The 17389-nt window shown below is 37.9% G+C and carries 20 protein-coding genes; 3 read left to right on the forward strand and 17 right to left on the reverse strand.

Annotated elements, in window-relative coordinates; translation table 11 throughout:
• Window positions 1–556: 556 nt before the first annotated feature.
• Window positions 557–1585, forward strand: coding sequence for a hypothetical protein (locus tag FIU87_RS20480; RefSeq protein WP_152446298.1), 1029 nt, complete (start codon window positions 557–559; stop codon window positions 1583–1585).
• Window positions 1586–1645: 60 nt separating this feature from the next.
• Window positions 1646–2068: a hypothetical protein gene (locus tag FIU87_RS20485; RefSeq protein ID WP_152446299.1), complete on the forward strand. Its 423-nt coding sequence runs from the start codon at window positions 1646–1648 to the stop codon at window positions 2066–2068.
• A gap of 139 nt (window positions 2069–2207) precedes the next feature.
• Here FIU87_RS20485 and FIU87_RS20490 read toward each other — a convergent pair whose 3' ends face one another.
• The 10 genes from FIU87_RS20490 to FIU87_RS20530 form a co-directional block, all read right to left on the reverse strand.
• Entirely contained in the window at window positions 2208–2678 is a 471-nt protein-coding gene (locus FIU87_RS20490; RefSeq protein WP_152446300.1) for a peptide-methionine (S)-S-oxide reductase, read from the reverse strand.
• Between the two features lie 19 nt (window positions 2679–2697).
• On the reverse strand, window positions 2698–2835 hold the full coding sequence (locus FIU87_RS21170; RefSeq protein WP_172971141.1) for a hypothetical protein: 138 nt from the start codon (window positions 2833–2835) through the stop codon (window positions 2698–2700).
• A 73-nt stretch (window positions 2836–2908) separates the two neighbouring features.
• Window positions 2909–3775 (reverse strand): DegV family protein, encoded by an 867-nt coding sequence (locus FIU87_RS20495; RefSeq protein ID WP_152446301.1) that lies wholly within the window; start codon window positions 3773–3775, stop codon window positions 2909–2911.
• A 304-nt stretch (window positions 3776–4079) separates the two neighbouring features.
• A complete protein-coding gene (locus FIU87_RS20500) occupies window positions 4080–5084 on the reverse strand; it encodes a histidinol phosphate phosphatase domain-containing protein (protein ID WP_152446302.1) in 1005 nt (334 codons plus the stop codon).
• 14 nt (window positions 5085–5098) lie between these two features.
• Window positions 5099–5890 (reverse strand): DeoR/GlpR family DNA-binding transcription regulator, encoded by a 792-nt coding sequence (locus FIU87_RS20505; RefSeq protein WP_152446686.1) that lies wholly within the window; start codon window positions 5888–5890, stop codon window positions 5099–5101.
• Window positions 5891–5904: 14 nt separating this feature from the next.
• On the reverse strand, window positions 5905–6909 hold the full coding sequence (locus FIU87_RS20510; RefSeq protein ID WP_152446303.1) for an ABC transporter ATP-binding protein: 1005 nt from the start codon (window positions 6907–6909) through the stop codon (window positions 5905–5907).
• Window positions 6906–7766, reverse strand: coding sequence for an ABC transporter permease (locus tag FIU87_RS20515; RefSeq protein ID WP_152446304.1), 861 nt, complete (start codon window positions 7764–7766; stop codon window positions 6906–6908). The genes FIU87_RS20510 and FIU87_RS20515 overlap by 4 nt, the downstream gene beginning before the upstream one ends.
• Window positions 7763–8605: an ABC transporter permease gene (locus FIU87_RS20520; RefSeq protein WP_253905482.1), complete on the reverse strand. Its 843-nt coding sequence runs from the start codon at window positions 8603–8605 to the stop codon at window positions 7763–7765. The genes FIU87_RS20515 and FIU87_RS20520 overlap by 4 nt, the downstream gene beginning before the upstream one ends.
• 22 nt (window positions 8606–8627) lie before the next feature.
• Window positions 8628–9452, reverse strand: coding sequence for an alkaline phosphatase family protein (locus tag FIU87_RS20525; protein WP_152446305.1), 825 nt, complete (start codon window positions 9450–9452; stop codon window positions 8628–8630).
• On the reverse strand, window positions 9442–10494 hold the full coding sequence (locus FIU87_RS20530; RefSeq protein ID WP_152446688.1) for an ABC transporter substrate-binding protein: 1053 nt from the start codon (window positions 10492–10494) through the stop codon (window positions 9442–9444). The genes FIU87_RS20525 and FIU87_RS20530 overlap by 11 nt, the downstream gene beginning before the upstream one ends.
• Window positions 10495–10941: 447 nt before the next feature.
• Between FIU87_RS20530 and FIU87_RS20535 the strand changes: the two genes are divergently transcribed.
• Entirely contained in the window at window positions 10942–12018 is a 1077-nt protein-coding gene (locus FIU87_RS20535) for an acyltransferase family protein (RefSeq protein ID WP_152446306.1), read from the forward strand.
• A gap of 83 nt (window positions 12019–12101) precedes the next feature.
• Here the strand turns inward: FIU87_RS20535 and FIU87_RS20540 are convergent, their stop codons facing one another.
• The 7 genes from FIU87_RS20540 to FIU87_RS20570 all read right to left on the reverse strand — a co-directional run bounded on the left by FIU87_RS20540 (window position 12102) and on the right by FIU87_RS20570 (window position 17258).
• Complete coding sequence (locus FIU87_RS20540; protein WP_152446307.1) at window positions 12102–12443, reverse strand: hypothetical protein; 342 nt, start codon at window positions 12441–12443, stop codon at window positions 12102–12104.
• Between the two features lie 117 nt (window positions 12444–12560).
• Entirely contained in the window at window positions 12561–13028 is a 468-nt protein-coding gene (locus FIU87_RS20545) for a hypothetical protein (protein WP_152446308.1), read from the reverse strand.
• Window positions 13029–13461: 433 nt separating this feature from the next.
• The gene (locus FIU87_RS20550) at window positions 13462–14172 is read right to left on the reverse strand and encodes a nitroreductase family protein (protein WP_152446309.1); all 711 of its coding nucleotides are present in this window, start codon (window positions 14170–14172) and stop codon (window positions 13462–13464) included.
• A gap of 111 nt (window positions 14173–14283) precedes the next feature.
• Window positions 14284–14697, reverse strand: a complete 414-nt coding sequence (locus FIU87_RS20555; protein WP_152446310.1) for an RrF2 family transcriptional regulator — start codon at window positions 14695–14697, stop codon at window positions 14284–14286.
• A gap of 151 nt (window positions 14698–14848) precedes the next feature.
• On the reverse strand, window positions 14849–15508 hold the full coding sequence (locus FIU87_RS20560) for a zf-HC2 domain-containing protein (RefSeq protein WP_152446311.1): 660 nt from the start codon (window positions 15506–15508) through the stop codon (window positions 14849–14851).
• A complete protein-coding gene (locus tag FIU87_RS20565; protein ID WP_152446312.1) occupies window positions 15495–15986 on the reverse strand; it encodes an RNA polymerase sigma factor in 492 nt (163 codons plus the stop codon). The genes FIU87_RS20560 and FIU87_RS20565 overlap by 14 nt, the downstream gene beginning before the upstream one ends.
• Before the next feature lie 177 nt (window positions 15987–16163).
• The gene (locus tag FIU87_RS20570; protein WP_152446689.1) at window positions 16164–17258 is read right to left on the reverse strand and encodes an MBL fold metallo-hydrolase; all 1095 of its coding nucleotides are present in this window, start codon (window positions 17256–17258) and stop codon (window positions 16164–16166) included.
• Between the last annotated feature and the right edge of the window lie 131 nt (window positions 17259–17389).

Consider the following 17389-nt stretch of genomic DNA (forward strand, 5'->3'; position numbering starts at 1 on the left):
TCAATGGAGGCCCAACACTTTTTTTATAGAAATGCAACTTGGTTTATTATGCTACAGTTTCTGTATCAAAAATGTACTTGGCTCTTAATCCTCTGAGAGTTGACTTATTTTTAAATACTTATCTACTACCAGTTCACTTATTATACTTCTAGTGTAATATTTTCTTATATTTGTTCCTTTTAAATTTCTTTATTGTATTTAAAATTATTAGAAGATAAAGAGAAAAACCCAATTTTTTCATCCCCGTTTCAAGGTTCATATCCACTTTACTCTTCTAACTCTATGAATATTCTTTTAGGAATAAAGATAGTTATTATTGTATGATTATGGTATTTTTATATTAGAAGAGCTTCTATTTTTTCCCAATAGTTACCTTATTTAACCAAAAACCATCATGGATTCAATCGAATCAGAAGTTTTCCCATTTTATGAAAATTAGTTATACCTTCTATCATTTTGTGAAATTTATTTAAAATGTTTAATAGAATAAGTAAATCTATGATGAAATGCAGGACAATAATTGTCGCTGAAAACTTTAATAAGGGGGATTTTAGAAGTGCTTAAGAAGCTATTTGCATTATTTACTATTTTGATGTTAACTTTTAGCATAGTACCTTCCGGGTTTGCAAAGGGAAATGACACTAACAAACATCCAGAATTTAGTTTTAATACGGGAAATGATAGAAAAATAGATTCTTTCGAAAGTAAAGGAAATATTGTTTACAAAATCGAAAACACACTTGAAGAACAGATGAATTTTATTAGTAAAAATAACCTACCGAATGATTTAAAGAATGAAAATGCAACTCAAACTTTAACTAAGACTGAAGAAAAAGCATTTATGCAAAAGCTAGGAATTACAGGGTATAAAATAAACCATGTAGAAACAGGTAAAAATGAAAATGGCGAGGACTATATTGCTACTTACTACACCCCCATATATACTACCGAGAAAGATAACTTACTTTATAGCAACTTAGTTAATACAAACTCTTTTGATCCAGGTGAAGGTGCACTAAGAATTTATATGACATTTGAGAACCTTTATTATGATCATCAATTTGATTCTGTTAGAGGATTGAAAAGCACTTTAGAAAGAGAAAGTTACTCTAAAACATTCTCGTTTATTTCCGGTCAAGTTACTTCTAATAAAGTATGGATAAGTGTACTAAGTACATTTTTCACTGGTGGTGTAGCAGCTGCAATTGACCAGTGGGCATTAGGAGATGGTAAAGCTTCAAGTTGGATTAGAGAAGCATATAAGAATGGACAGGTTTATACAGGTGGAAAATGGAAAACTTATTTTACTTCTAATCAACATGAAGTGTATTGGTCACACAAACAATTTGCATATGACAGATATTCAGGTCAACAATTAGCTACAACAGACTTTAACTATTTACCGGCCAATGGATATTTACCTTTCGAATGGGTACCGCAAGTTAATTTCTCTAACAATACTTACATCTTAAATGTTGCACAAAATCAATACAAGGCTGGTAGAGGACCACTTCAAGATAACGGCTATCCAAATACTTATTACACAAGTAACTGGAAACAAAAAGGATCTGGGAGAAACTACTAAGATTCACTATTATATAACCCCTTTCATCAAAAGGGGTTATTTTGTTTAGGAGGAAACTACTTGAAGAAAATCTTACTCACTGCTTCAATACTCGTTATTGTCATATCAAGTTTATTTTACATAGTAATAGATAATTCATTCAATAAACCCTATAATTTAGTAGAAGAACTTTTTACGAATGAAAAAAAATTAAACAATATAAATATAAGTGTTCTAACTGAAAAGCAATGGAAAGAAATCTCGGAAACATCCCCTTTCGTAAAAGTAAGAGAACCCGTAGATATTAAGCGAATTACATCTTGCCCAAATTTGCTATTTGAAGAAGGAAATGCTCCACTTATTTATAAAATTAAAGAGTTTCAATCTAAACAAATTAACATAACTGTTAGATGTTTAAATAATGATCAATCTCTTTCTTTCCAGTCTTTGATTCTTTTGGAGAAAGTTGAAGGAGAATGGAAAATAGTCGGTGAAGTCAAATAATAGTTTTTTATATAAAAAACTATAAAAGCTAATGACCTTTTATATATTATCCCCGGCTATTAGTTACTATCTCTTTTTCTCTAAAAAAATTTAACAGGTCAGATCACTATCCCATCTGACTACTTTTTCTTAAATTCCCTTACTTATATTTATTTAACAACGCTTCAGGAATATGACAATAATCATCTGGGCACCGTGTTAACCTATCCTGATGCTCCTCCGCACTTCTTACATAGTTTGAAAGCGGCAATACTTCGACGACGATACGGTTAGCATCGCTGCGATTCTGAATAAACTTCCTCGCCGCTTCTAAATGTTTGGCGTCTTCACTATACATACCTGTTCTATATTTCTCCCCAACATCCGCTCCTTGTTTATTCAAGCTATACGGATCGATTATCTCAAAGAAATATTCCATTAATCTCTCCAGGCTTACAACCCTCTGATCAAATTCTGTTTTCACACATTCCGCATAGCCATCATACTCGCCATCCAGTGTGTTAGTTTTGCCATTCGCTCTTCCCGCTTCGGTAAACGTAACACCAGGTAATGTTTTAATAAATGCCTGAACTCCCCAGAGACATCCACCTGCGAAATATACTGTTTCCATGTTGGTTCTCCGTTCAAAATTAGTTTTGACTTAACTTCTCTAAAGCCTTCCCGTTTTGCTTCACAGCTTTCTCAAAGCTTTCTTGAATCATTTCTTTTCGGGTTACTTTCTGATCCTCTTTTTTGTTCCCTGCATTCGTTTCATCTTTCTTTGTCATGCTTTCCACTCCAAACGATTACTAAATACTCCTATTATAACATCCGTTATTAAAGGTTATCTTCATCTAGCAGTCAATTTTTCTCCACAAAAAACATCGAAAGCGCACCTAGTCCAACATGTGTTCCAACCGACACTCCCATCTGCATGATGTGGATGTCCCCCTTGAAATCTGTTTCTTTTTCCAGTTTCACTTTGAGGTTTTGCGCAACCTTTATGTCGGAGGTGTAGCCTATGATCACAAATTCCGTCATCTTTTCATCGTTCCGTTTGATGAACTCCTGCACATAATGCACGAGGACCCGCTTTAGTCCTCTTTCCTTTGCAACTATTGCCCCTTTTCCATTTTTCATGGTCATAATTGGCTTCAGCATCAAAAGCTTGCCGAGGAATGCGCTGGCATTTGACAGCCTTCCACTCTTAATCAGATGATCTAAGTCATCGACAGAAAGGTAATGCTTCACATTGGTTTTATACGTTTCGTTAAACTCTACTAGCTCCTCGAAGGTTGCCCCTCGCTCTCGCATTAACGCACTCTTTAGCAACAGCAAGCCGCTCCCGTGGCTCATACATTTGGAATCCACCACATGGATTTTCACCGTGGAATCAGGATTCTCCTCGTAAAAATATCCCTTCGCCAGCTCAGCAGATTGATAGGCTCCACTTGTCCCGCTAGACATACAAATACAAAGAATTTCCTTATATCCACTCTCAATCGCATTTTTCATGATCGCCAAATATTCCACAGGACTTGGCATCCCCGTCGTCGGAAACTCCGAAAGCGCCTCCATCATTCCATAAAACTCATCCGGCATTATATCCACTCTATCCTTATAGGTCTTTCCCTCTATATTAATCGACAACGGCGCCATGCTAATGTCATACATCTCCAACACTTCATCTGCCAAATCACAAGTTGAGTCCGCCATTAATTTAATCATTTTGTTCCTCCAATAAAACATACTGCTCTAATCTTAACCGAAAGGGGATGGATAGACTATTGTTTTTATTTTCTAGGCTCGTTTCTAACAGATTATTGAAAAAGTTGGGTTTAAGACTTTTTCCAATCTTATGCAAATAAAAATGGGATTATGTTTAAATCTCCCTATACAAAAAGAGCACGACAACCACATTGCTTACTGTATTTTTAGGTATGTGCAACAGCAACAAGGTTTGCGATAATAGCCTACTAAAAAGAAAGACACCATCAGGTCGATGGTGTAAATGTATATGTCCGCTTTGCCCTTACAGGGATATCTCCATTCTCTTTCTTTGTTCGAATCCTACCACCTTTGTATAGTTGTTCTCATGCAAGAGCATTCGTGCGTGATCAAGGTTTGTACCGAGATCATCAGGATAATGTGCGTCTGATGAAAGGGTTAGCGGTACTTGGTGCTTCGCGAGTACGTTAAGATAGCTAGGACTTGGGCATGCTTCTTTTATTGGATAGCGATAGGATAGCCCTGTGTTAATTTCTGAAGCGAGGTTATGCTTCTTAATCGTTGTTGCGACTCGCTCGTAATTCTCAAGCAATTGACCTTCATCTGGGCGATATCCGAACACCTTTAGGTTATCTAGATGTGCGATAACATCAAACAAATTTGATTCGATTGACTGGCACACATAGGATGTATGCGTATGGTACAAGTCTCGTAGGTTCATCTCCTTAAAATAATGCTGAGTTTCAGGATTATCAAAGCCCCAGCCCCGGACGAAGTGCACCGATCCGATGATATAATCCCAAGGCTTGTCGGAGATTAAACGTTCAAGCTCTTCTTCCCCTTGAGGAAAAAAGTCAGCCTCCAGTCCGAGGCGAAGTGTCACGCCTTGAGACTTCCATTTTTCCTGCTGGGACTGAATAAATTCAATGAACTCATTCATGGATGGGATGGTGGCCACATGGTTGAGCCAACGAGCTTGCACGCTTCCTAGTTCGTCCGCTTCAAGATGCATATGCTTGGTGAAATAGTCTAGGCATTCTTGGAAGCGATACAAATGTTCAACGATTCCCACTTCTTTTAAGCCTAGCTGTTTTGCACGCTCAAGGTATAAATCAAGCCAAGCCTCTGAGTAACAGCCTTGACGGATACGGTCGCTGATATCACTTGAGAGATGATTGATCCATTCCAAGGAGTGGCGGTTTTCCTTAAGGTCCTTATCTTTAAAAAAGGCGAGCGCCTTTGCAGTGCGTGCGAGCCAATTTGTCGAGTATGGCCCTTCTTCTAGGTGCACATGATAGTCAAGTTTCAAGATGTCACTTCCTTTTACTCATTCGCTACTATCCAGTCTACATTTCGTAATCCCTCATGTCCGTGCCATGCTTGAGGGAGTAAGTTGTTACATACAATCGCATCCACTTCATCTAGCCGACAAATTTTACAAAAGGCATCTACCCCTATTTTGGAATGATCGGCAAGGACGAAAATTTCCTTTGAGGCTTTAATCATGGATTTGGAAATCATTGATTCACTAAGATCATAGTCACTAATGCCGTTTTGCAAGGACATACCTCCCGCAGAGATAAAGGCTTGGTCTATGATGAAATTTTCTAAAACCATTTCCGTAATCTTTCCTGTAATGGAATGCTGCTTAATATTTAGCTCGCCACCAAGTAATATAACTTGTCCGGAAAACTCATGTCGGTTTAGTGAATCAAGCAGGATCGATGAAACTGGAAGTGAGTTCGTTAGAATGGTTACGTTTTCTTTATTCTTAATGTGCCTGGCAAGTTCAAGCATGGTTGTACCAATATCAATCACAAGGGTGGTGCCATCTTTAATGAACTCCGCCGCTTTTTTTCCGATTAATTTTTTTTCCTGTTCTAGAATGCTTTTTCGATTATTTAGTGAAGGTTCGCCGTGCTGATAGCTTGAAAGAACTGCCCCACCATAGACTCTTTTGATGAGGCTATCTTTTTCAAGCTGATCCAAGTCACGACGAATGGTTTCCGATGTAACAGAAAATTGTTCTGCTAAACTCGTTACTTGTACTTTTTGTTTTAACTTTAGTTGATCGAGGATAAATCGTTTTCGTTCTTCAGGAAACAAGTCTTTCATCACCTTTCTATCTCCTACAGAGAGCTACATGCCGTTTTTGGAATGATCAAACGAACATCTTCTCCTTCTGCGTAGCTTGCCGTTCGATTAATCTCATCAACTAGGACACTATGATTGTCTACTTGAACCTTATAGCTTACTATGTTTCCATTTAACATTTTACGTTTGATTTGTCCGTTAAGCACATACTGCTCATCATTGGTTAATAGGGTTTCTTTGCTAGAAGTGAGGAGTATGCTTTCAGGCCGAATGGCGACGTCTTGTTGGGCAACCATCCCTGTACATTCTCCCCACTCTGTAGCGGAAAATAAATTGTAGGCACCAATGAAGCTAGCAACGAACTTGTTTTTTGGTTTCGTATAAATTTCTTCAGGAGATCCTGCTTGCTCAATGATTCCTCTGTTCATGACATAGATAGTATCACTTAAAATCATGGCTTCCTTCTGGTCATGGGTGACAAAGATTGTCGTAATATCAAGCTCGCGTTGGATTTTTTTTACTTCCTCTTGTAGCGATTTTCTAATTTTTGCATCCAAGGCACTAAACGGCTCATCTAGTAAAAGAACGCTAGGCTCCATTATGAGCGAACGAGCAAAGGCAACGCGTTGCTGTTGACCACCCGATAGCTCATGTGGGTAGCGCTTCTCAAGGTCACCCAAGTCCATCATGTCCATCATCTTCTTTACCTTCGACTCAACATTGCCCTCTTTCTTCATCTTCAAGCCGTATGAAATGTTTTGAAACACAGTCATATTCGGAAATAGAGCATACGATTGAAAGACCATCCCAATTCCACGTTTTCGTGAAGGAAGATGGGTAATGTCTTGGTTGTTAACCATGATGTTTCCTGCATCAACCCCTGTAATTCCCGCAATAGAACGGAGCAAGGTACTTTTACCACAACCGCTTTGGCCAAGTAATGTAACAAATTCTCCCTTTTCAATGGAGAAGGAAAGGTTATCAAGAACCGTTTTATCATCATAGCGTTTTACTAATGAATCTACTTGTACATAACTCATTTTACCTCTCCTTCATGGATGGAAATTTTCATAGGTTGCTTTGTTTTTAGGAAAATCGATTTTTTCTTCGTAGTTTGACTAGACTTCTTTGATTGTAAGGTTAAAAGGAAGCCAGTAATGATAATAATAATGGTGTAATACGAAATAACGATCGCGCTCGTTAAATGACCATTTTTACTGAGCTGTTGGTAAAGATAGATTTGTAACGTTTCATAGCGTCCCCCAACAAGTATGTTTGCTAGCGCAAATTCACCAAAGAGCATGGAAATGGAAAGCAACGTAGCAGCCAAAATTCCCTTTGAGATATTCGGAAGAACAACGGATAATATCGCTTTAACCTTTGATGCCCCGAGAAGTTCTGCTGCTTGAATGAGCTCGATCGCATTGACCGAATACAAGCTATTTCTAATGCCTTGATACACAAATGGAATGATAATCACCGCATAAATTCCTATTAAAATCCATGGTGTTCCAACGATCGTGAACGTGCTAGAAGAATACAAGTTTAGTAGTCCAATGGCTGAAGCAACAGCAGGAACACCGTAGGGCAACATCGAGATAAGCTTCAGGACCATCTCTTGCTTTGGGAAGTAGAGAAGGACAACAAATATCGTGATCAGCATAATGACCATGCTCAAGCCGACCCCACCAGCGATGACAAAGATGGAACGCCCTAGTGCCTGAAAAAAACGTTCATCTTGGAAAAGCTGGATGTACCATGAGAAAGTCCATGACTCTGGTAAAATCGTCGTACTCCAATTTTTAGAAAGCGAATAAACGAGCGTTCCAGCGAGTGGAAGTAGTAAATAGATTGCTAGTAAGATGACGATGAAAAGATGTATAGGCTTGGTTTTCATTTAATATCCCGCCTAACTTTACGCATGATTTTTTCATTTAACCAAAGGGAACCAAGCATAATTACTGCAAGGATGACCCCAAAGGCACTCGCAAGATTCGGATCTAAGAACACATCTCCTGAAATGAGTGAACCAATTTGCAATGGTATTAAGTTATACGTTGAGCCAACGAGTGCGTATGCTGTTGCATAAGCCCCAAGTGAGTTTGCAAGTAATATCGTGTACGTTCCAAAAATTCCTGGTAATAAAACAGGAAGTCCAATTTTTAGCCAATACTGAAGCGACCTACCCCCAAGTAGGTTGGAAGCATAGCGCCACTCGTTATTTAACGCTTGATAGGTTGGAAGTAGCAGCATTATCGCAAACGGCACTTGGAAGTAAACATAGACAATGATCAATCCAACCCAAGAATACAAATTAAAGCTCTCCGCAATCGGAAGTCCTAATTCTGAAAATAACAATGTGAATAGCCCATTGTTTCCAAGTAAAACGATAAAGGATACAGCAAGGGGAATGCCTTCAAAATAAGACGTCATATTGGTAATCATAACCATGTATTTATTCCCTCTGCTTGCTAGCGTCGTAATGGAATAACCACCGATTGCTGCTATAATAATCGCAATCGAGGCTGAAATAATCGAGATTTGCAAACTATTTGTGATGGATTGGAGATAAAAGGCATCACTAAAAATGATTTGAAATTGTTCTAATCCAAATGCTCCGTCACTTCCTCTGAAGCTTTGAACAAGCATGTTCACAAGAGGAGCAAGCAAAAACCCACATAAAACAAGAGCAAATGGCACAAGCCAAATTAATATAAGCAGCTTTGAACGTACCAACGAAAACGTCCTCCTTTTTCGGTTACAGCAATGATTGCACTGTCGGTGGTAGTGGTTGCATGTTCGCTGATGGATCTATATTCATTAAGTGACACATCAACGGAGCAAAGGCTAGCTGACCAAAAGTGATATCCTGAACGCCTTTTTTTACTTTGTCACTGATGACATAAAATGGCACCATTCGTTCACCATCCGTTGTTCCGCCATGAAGTCCCCATTCTGACATGCCGTGATCAGCTGTAACGACCACTTGATAGCCTTCCTTCAGCCAAATCGGAATGAGCTCAGAAAGAAGATTATCCACATTCAAAATTCGTGCACGATATTCCTTTGAATTGCTACCAAATTTGTGCCCCTCATCATCCACATTCATGGAATGAATATAGAGAAAGTCTGGATTTACTTGACGACGCAAGAACTCTCCATCAAGGAATAGATGGCTATCTGGGTAATGATCCTCCCAATAAAAGCGTCCATTTTGAATCGGCTTCTCTGTGTGTAGTTGGTCACGGTCCTCGATAAAATGAAACGGTGCACGGTTGTATAATTCACTAACCCAAAAGTAAGAAGCCGTTGCATTTGTCAAACCATGCTTTTTCGTTAAATGAAAAAGGCTTTCTTGCTCGGATAATCTGACCATATTGTTATGTGTAATTCCATTCACTGAGCTAGGTGTACCGGTTAATAACACTTCATATAAAGGTCTTGAGATACTAGGAAGCTCTGAAACTACTTGGCAGCGAGTAGCCTTCTTGCTCGCTGCTAAGTGTTCCATGAATCCTAAGTTCTCAATCGCTAAGTCGTGACGCATGCCGTCAACAACAACGACGATGAGCTTATTTGACATGAACTAAAACCTCACTCTGCCATAGACGTGGTAATTCTTTTGCTGTTTTTTCCCAGGCTTTTAAATCTTTAATTGGTACAGCATTTTTGTATTCCTCTTCTGGAACCATTTTTGCTGCAACATCCTCTGGTAGTTTAACGTTTTCTCGGATTGGTCGTGCATAGCCTTTTGCAAGGTTTACTTGACCTTCGTCACTTAAAATGTACTCACGGGTTAACATCGCAGCATGTGGCTGCTTGGCATTTTTGTTAATGATTGTTGCATAGCCACTAACGATAGAACCTTCTTTAGGGATTTTCACATCAAAACGCTCGCGATCTACCGCATCTGCATAGCCTAATGAGTTAAAGTCCCACATAATCCCAACTTCCATTTCTCCTGTTTCCATACCTGACACACTCAAGTTATTCGCAGTACTCAAACGCCCTTGTTTTGCAAGTTCAGCAAAGAAGTCGAGTCCTGGTTGAAGATTCGTTTCATCTCCCCCGTGTGCCAACGCGGCAGCAAGTACTGCAATTTGGGATTGTGATTCCGTCTTAACGTCACCAACTGAAACCATGTAGTCTCCTTCTAGAAGGTCTTGCCATGATGTTGGTGCGTCCTCCACTTGCTTTTTATCTGTTACGAAGGAAATGGTTCCTTGGTAGCCAACCACCCAGTGTCCTTCGTCATCCTTGGCCCAATCAGGAATCTCATCCCAGTAAGAAGTCTTATATGGCAAGGTGATGCCTTTTTCTTTCGCAATTGGACCAAACGAAACTCCTACATCCCCAATATCTGCTGTTGCATTTTTTCCTTCAGACTCCATCTTGGCAATTTCTTCTGCACTCGACATATCTGTATCTGTATGATCTAGTCCATATTTTTCGTTCATGTCTTCCCATGTCTCTTTCCAGTTCGCCCAAGCATCAGGCATGCCGACACTGTTCACAGCGCCCTCTTCCTTTGCTTTTCCTTCAATTTCTTCAAGACTTAAAGAATTTGGATCAAATGACAATTCATCGCTTGTTGCATCACCTGCTCCACAAGCCGTTAAGCTCATTAATCCAATTCCTAACACGACATTACGAATAATTGTTTTACCTTTAAGAAAAGTCATCTGACTTCCTCCCTATTTGTTGTTTTTTGTTGTATTCTGTTGTTTTTTGTTGTATTTCTTGTCTTCACTATACGAATAGATTGTTAATCCCACATAAAGGTATTGTAAAAAAATAATTATCAATTGTTACAAAACTAAAAATGATAGATAGGTTAGGTGCACAAAAAGGGAGGAAAAGAGATAGCATTTTTTAAAAGCCAAAAAAGGTGCTAACCTTCCATATGAAAAGAACAATCCATACGGAAGGTTAAACACCCTAGCCTTCTTTTGCTTATGTATTGGAGAAAAAATTTTATATTCGAAAAGTAAGTTTTGAGATATATTGGTAATATGCGGATTCGGTAAGAGAGAAATGTGCCTGTCTCTCTGTCGTAAAGGGAGGATAACTTAGTGAGGAAACACTATATTGATGTGATAAGAGTAGTAGCCATTATGTTACTCATTCCATTTCATACTGCAAGAATGTATGATTATTACCCGTTCTACATAAAAGGTGACGAAAGCATGATCTTACAGCTGTTTGCGATATTTTTGTCACAGTGGCGGATGCCGATTCTTTTCTTAGTTTCAGGTGTAGGGACATATTTCATCCTTCGTTCTAGAAGCAACAGATCCTTCATTCGCGATCGATTGACAAGATTACTCATTCCCTTTATTTTTGCTGTATTAGTGATAGTTCCCCCTCAAGGATACTTTGCCTCCTTAAGTAAGGGAATCATTCCTCCTACTACAAGTTATTGGGAGTACTATCCTACCTTCTTTACCTTTGATCTTTCACAGATTGACGGATTTACTGGAACGTTTACTCCGGCTCACATGTGGTTCATCTTATTTTTAGTCGTATTTTCGTTACTAAGCATTGCTGTTTTTCGCTTCATCCAACATAAGGAGAGTATGGTGACCTCTTCTACTTCTTCATGGTTTTTATATTTATTGATCATCCCTATTTTTGTTACAGATATTGTGTTATTAGGGATGGAGTTTAACCCATTCTACTATTTTACTTTTTTTCTCTACGGGGCATACATCGTAAAAGAAACGGAAATCGAGCGAATAGTAGAGAAAGAACGAACACGCCTATTATTGCTTGCTATTGTAAGCATGAGCGCTGTACTCTTCTTATATTGGCTGCACCTTACTAACGGCTATACTACTCCACTGATACTATTCACGTTGTTACAAGCCATCACCACCTTTGCATGGATTTTTGCAATAATTGGTTATTTCAAGGCCTATATGAACATAAAAAATAAATGGATTGCCTCTGTGAATAAAAAGGTTTTTACCATTTATATCCTTCACCAAACACTGATTGTGATTATTGGGTATTATTTGCAAGAGCTTTCTCTATCGATATGGGTTGAATTTATCCTTATTAATCTACTTACTTTCCTCTCGATTGGCTTGCTCTATTACCTTTTCATCAAACGCTTTACCTTTGTAAAAACTTTATTTGGAGCAAAATAAAAAAACAGGTAGATATGGAATACCTGTCTTAAAAAGGCAGGTGTTCTACCCTATGTGGGTTGTTTCACCTGCTCCCTCAAGCCTTACGTTAACTTTCCAGCATATAACGCTTTCGTATAAGTATAAAATACACTGATTACCACAACGAAGAAAATTACTTGTTTAATAAAAACAGGTATGCCTATATTGGAGAAAATCAATAGTACTAAGGCTGCAGTGATAACAGTGTCTAATAGTGTGATCTTTACTCTCAAATCCGTACGTATTAAGCCATTTTTCACGGCAACGGCTACGCCTCCTACTACCAGAATAAAAACCCAAAACAAATATAATTCTTGATTTATCTTGTAGCCAAATAAAGGGATATAAAGGAGAGCATATGCCCATTTTGACGCTCTCAGCAATTTATGTGATTGTTCATTCAATCATGTACACCTCCATTTTATATATTGAAGGGAAAGGTGTTTTCATCCTTCTATGTTTGAAAGGTTTAAACGGTCGTTTTTCCTGTTAACTTCCCCTCCAAAAGAAACTCCCCTATTCTAATAGGAAAATAGAATCGGAGAGTTTAAATTCTCTTCTGTCACAATATAAAAAATGGTGTAAGTATCAAACTTTAAGTGAAGAAATTCCATCTCATGATTTTCTAACCCTACTGGAACCTCTTGGCTTTCATTAACTACACCCCATACGTGGGAATCACCGTCTATTTCTGATCCAGCACTCCACGAAATGCCATCCTCATCAACAAGCTCTAAAGGTTTTCTATTATGGTTTCTCAGCGTTTTATCCAAGAAGTAAAAAAAGTAGATTGTCTCATTCCACTCATAAAGGATGATATCCTTATTGTCTATACTGTGTGTTAGTAATACGTTTTCTTCAGAGTATGTACTGTTTATGATGTTTTCTATTTCTTTAACATTATAATCTTTGCCTTCTACGTTTAAGGAACAGCCAACTAATAGGATAATACAAAATAACTGGATAATAGTTTGGGTTAATTTGATCATGATTCCTCCAAATCTATGAAATATGTTTCACGTGTAACACCATTCTTCCATTTAACCAGCAATCTTAATCTAACAAAAAATCACTTTCTATCTTTTTCTTCATTTGTGCTTTATAACCTGCATGCCATTTGTGATTTATTGTAAATTTTTTAAAAAAGACAAAAAGTAGTTCATCTATGGAATTGATTTTTAGCTAAATTTACTATCAGCGTATGGACAAACACCTATCACCAATACCCTGCACACATTGCATTTGGCGGTAAAAAACAATGAGGGATGCAACAACAATGTATTTATGGGCTTCTTCTAAATTGAAGAAAGGCATTTCATTAGAAACAAAGAAACACCTTTCGCTCGTAACTTAATGGAGCGAAAGGTGTTTTTTTATTGTGAGAGGGACAGGCATCGCTTTCCCCACGACCACATAGTCTATTTATTCAAATCGATTCCAATTTATTAACTCATTAAGAGGAAGACGAGTTTTTTCAAAACCTGCTTTCGCGCCTTTGCCTAGGGAGATTAACATGATAGCTTCGTAGTTTTCCGGTACATTAAATTCTTTCATGAATTTTGCCTCATCGTATCCACCCATTGGAACGGTATCATAGCCTTTTGCTTTAGCTGCCAGCATTAATTGCATAGAGACAAGTCCGCCGTCAATATGAGAAATTTTCGCTAAGCGTTCTTTAGGAAAAGATCCGTAACCATCCAAAATGCTGTTCACATACATGTCTTTTACGTCTTCTGGCATTCTTCCCTTTTCAGCGATGGCACTATAAATACGGTCGGCATTCTTGTATGCCTCTCTGTCTCCAAGGACTGCAATGACCACAGAAGCATCGACAATTTGTTGCTGATTATTGGCGATTGGCAACAAACGCTCTTTTTCCATTTGATCTTCAATAACGAGAAATCTCCATGGTTGAAGGTTGCTAGATGATGGTGCTAACGTAGCTGCTTCAAGAATTTCTAAGACTTCACTTTTATCTATTTTGAATTCAGGATCATATTGTCTTACGGAACGGCGTTCTTTCGCGACAGTCAGAAAATCTGTGTCCTCTAATTGTTTGGGCGCTTCTTTGGTGGTATCAATTTCTTTTACTTTATTTAAATATTCTTCTTTACTCATCGTTTTTTTAGACATTTATAAATCCCCTTTAACTGTATTTTCTACAAGAACAGTATATGACGTTAACTGTTCCTTTGTCAACTACAGTTAATCAAGAGAAAAATAAAAAAGCGAAACAGCTATGTTTCACTTTTTCATTAAATCAGCTATGGTCTTTTGTTCTAAACCTGCAACGACCCAGCCTTCCATTTCATCGCGTAATGTACAAAGGGATTCACGAGTAGTATCAGCAAAACATTCTTTACTTTCTACATTAAAGAACCCCTTAGGAAAGGTTTCCGCTTTCATGGCATCATATACTTCTGACAATTTGATTTCACTTGGATCTTTGACAAGAAAATATCCACCGTCTCGGCCTTCTTTCGCCTCAATTAATTCGGTCTTAACCAGATGCCTTAATATTTTTCTTAAAAAGACAGATTTAGAATTAAGTTTCTCGGCTAATTCTCCACTCGGACAACGGCCTTCATTATTAGCAAGCACTACGAGTGCCTGAATGGCCACACTGAACCACCTTGTACTCGTTACCTTTTCACTCATTGTTTCACCTCTTCATCTACACTTTATTCTGAAACATCTCCCATAAAAAGTCAAAGTGTTTAGGAAGGGGGGGAAGGTGAATGTGTTTGAGGTACAGGCACCGCGACCCGTCTTTACTTTAAAGGTTAAAAGGGTTGAGGTGCCTGTCCCCTTATTTCCTTTCCCAAATCAACGTCATTGGTTCGAGAAGTTCTTCCCATGTTTGCTCTTTTTCTTTTGTTACTTTATTAAGATCAAAATACCCATAGTAAATTGCATCAACAGTTCCACTATTTACTAACTCTAATGGATCAGGTCCAATTCTTTTGTCCTCTAGTAAAAAGTTACTAGTAGGTGAATGGGCAATTGTTTCATTATAATAAACCAGGCTAATATTTTTCAGTTCTCCATCTATTTCAACTTCTAAGGGAGACGTCGTATGTGTTCCTGCATGGCTTTCTCCAAAATAATTTAAAACAAGCATTCCGTCTTCCGTTTCTTCCATTTTAAATAAATCTGTTGTATAGGAAATTGGCTTTTCGTAATAAAATATAAATGAAAAGATTGCAAACCCTAGTATGATGGTGGTTAATACAGACCCAAAAATAAGCAGCCATTTTTTTCGATTCCATCGTTTTTTAATTTTGCTGAACAAAGTTACTTTATTTTCAATTGGTACATAAAGTGTTTCCTTCATTTGTTCATACTCATTTTTACAAACCTCACACGTTCGTAAATGTTCACTAACTAATGATTTTGTATCTTCACTTACTACCCCATCGATATAAAGTGGTAATAAATCCTGAATCACCGTACATTTAATTTCCGTCATCTTGTTTCTCCTCCATATAAGCCATTATTTTCTTTTTCGCACGATAATACGTTACCCTTGCCCAACTATCACTTTTTCCAAATAGCTGCCCAATTGTCTCAAAAGAAAGTTCACCAAATGTTCGAAGGGAGAAAACTTCTTTATATGGCTCTTCCATTGCATGTAAAAATTGATGTATCTCAAGTGCACGGTCCTCATTCATCAAATAATCTACAAGTTGGACATCTTTTTGCACAACATTTTCTTCCATATTTATCTCACGTTGTTGTTTTTGGTGTTGTGTAAAATATGTATTCTTAGCAATCGTGAAAAGCCATGACCTTACATCTTTTTTGCCATCAAATTGATGAAATGATTTCAGCGCCTTAAAAAATGCTTCTTGTGTAATTTCTTCTGCTTTATCTTTGTCTGATACTAGAGATTTTGTATAGAAGTAAACATCCTTAAAATAAACTTTATAAATCTCCTCAAAGTTCACTTTCTCCCCTCCTTCACTTAAATAACTAACGAAAAAATAAAACGTTACAAGATTTTCAAAAAAAAATAGACATATTCATTTTACCTGAATATGCCTACGTATTAATTGCAAATTTATTTTTGGTGGGTTGAGATGTTGAAGCTTATAATACCGTTTGAAATCTTATAACTGATGGGATTATTTCCACCATGAAGATGGAGATGTTGATAAGTCTCCTGTTAATATGATTGTTTCTCCAATTGGAGGAGCAATTACATTAACGTTTGCTTTTTTTGCCTCTGCTAAAGCTTGTTCTATAGGCTCTGTCCAACTATGAAAAGCAAGCGTAAACGCTCCCCAGTGAATGGGCATCATATATTCCCCATTGACATCTACATGAGCCTGTACAGCTTCTTCGGGTGTCATATGAACCCAAGGCCAACGTCTGTCATATTGACCTCCTTCTATTAAAGCGATGTTAAACGGGCCGTATTTTTCCCCGATTTCCTTAAAATGAGTGTCATACCCACCATCTCCACTCGTATAGAAACGAGTTTGACTCCCAAGTATGACCCAGCCACCCCATAATGTCGAATCACGATTAAAGAGCCCTCTTCCAGAGAAGTGCTTGGAGGGAGTCAAGGCCACCGTTAGACCCTGGAACTCCTTTTCCTCCCACCAATTAAGTTCCGTAATTTTTTCCATTGCCACTCCCCAACGGACCAAATGCGCGCTGACACCGTAAGGAACGAAGAAATGGTCCACCTTATCCTTCAACTTTCGTATAGACGGATAATCTAAGTGATCGTAATGATCATGAGTAATAAAAACAGCATCAATAGGCGGCATTTCATCAATAATATGCAGCATATCTTCACTGTAGCGCTTACTTCCTATAAAAGAAACAGGCGAAGCAACCTTCCCAAGCATTGGATCAAATAGCATTTTTTTATTGTCGAGGCTGAGTAAAAAAGCAGAATGACCAAACCAGGTTAAACTATCTTCTTCACTTTTTATTTTGTCCCAATCCATGTTGGAAACAGGTAATGGACGGGCAGGATTGCGGTCTTTGACACCAAAAATAGAATCCTTCATCATCGAGAAGTAATCCACTACACGCATGCTCATCTTGGTGGATACCTGATTAACAAATTTCCCATTAACATAATTATCAAAAGAAGTGTATTGTTCTTTCTGACTGCTATTCGGATTTCCTCCGAACACTGCATGCATATTCACAAACAAAGCTACGATAATACATAAAACAAATAAAAATATGAAAAAATAGATCATTTTTTTCATGATTCCTTTCTCTGAATGCTTGATACTCTATCTTATCATATTAGTTTGTCAAATGATTACTTATGATACCGCTCACCTTGTTCATTAAAATTTAAGCATTGCTGCTTTACCTTATTTTCTTT

Origin of the sequence: Bacillus sp. THAF10 (assembly GCF_009363695.1) — a bacterium.
GTDB lineage: Bacteria > Bacillota > Bacilli > Bacillales > Bacillaceae_I > Sutcliffiella_A.

What these genes read in the sequence shown, in the direction of transcription:
- FIU87_RS20490 (WP_152446300.1), bottom strand. Translation starts at nt 2,678, where the DNA reads ATGGAAACAGTATATTTCGCAGGTGGATGTCTCTGGGGAGTTCAGGCA.
- FIU87_RS20555 (WP_152446310.1), bottom strand. Translation starts at nt 14,697, where the DNA reads ATGAGTGAAAAGGTAACGAGTACAAGGTGGTTCAGTGTGGCCATTCAG.
- FIU87_RS20545 (WP_152446308.1), bottom strand. Translation starts at nt 13,028, where the DNA reads ATGATCAAATTAACCCAAACTATTATCCAGTTATTTTGTATTATCCTA.
- FIU87_RS21170 (WP_172971141.1), bottom strand. Translation starts at nt 2,835, where the DNA reads ATGACAAAGAAAGATGAAACGAATGCAGGGAACAAAAAAGAGGATCAG.
- FIU87_RS20570 (WP_152446689.1), bottom strand. Translation starts at nt 17,258, where the DNA reads ATGATCTATTTTTTCATATTTTTATTTGTTTTATGTATTATCGTAGCT.
- FIU87_RS20525 (WP_152446305.1), bottom strand. Translation starts at nt 9,452, where the DNA reads ATGTCAAATAAGCTCATCGTCGTTGTTGTTGACGGCATGCGTCACGAC.
- FIU87_RS20560 (WP_152446311.1), bottom strand. Translation starts at nt 15,508, where the DNA reads ATGACGGAAATTAAATGTACGGTGATTCAGGATTTATTACCACTTTAT.
- FIU87_RS20530 (WP_152446688.1), bottom strand. Translation starts at nt 10,494, where the DNA reads ATGAGCTTAACGGCTTGTGGAGCAGGTGATGCAACAAGCGATGAATTG.
- FIU87_RS20510 (WP_152446303.1), bottom strand. Translation starts at nt 6,909, where the DNA reads ATGAGTTATGTACAAGTAGATTCATTAGTAAAACGCTATGATGATAAA.
- FIU87_RS20515 (WP_152446304.1), bottom strand. Translation starts at nt 7,766, where the DNA reads ATGAAAACCAAGCCTATACATCTTTTCATCGTCATCTTACTAGCAATC.
- FIU87_RS20495 (WP_152446301.1), bottom strand. Translation starts at nt 3,775, where the DNA reads ATGATTAAATTAATGGCGGACTCAACTTGTGATTTGGCAGATGAAGTG.
- FIU87_RS20505 (WP_152446686.1), bottom strand. Translation starts at nt 5,890, where the DNA reads ATGAAAGACTTGTTTCCTGAAGAACGAAAACGATTTATCCTCGATCAA.
- FIU87_RS20550 (WP_152446309.1), bottom strand. Translation starts at nt 14,172, where the DNA reads ATGTCTAAAAAAACGATGAGTAAAGAAGAATATTTAAATAAAGTAAAA.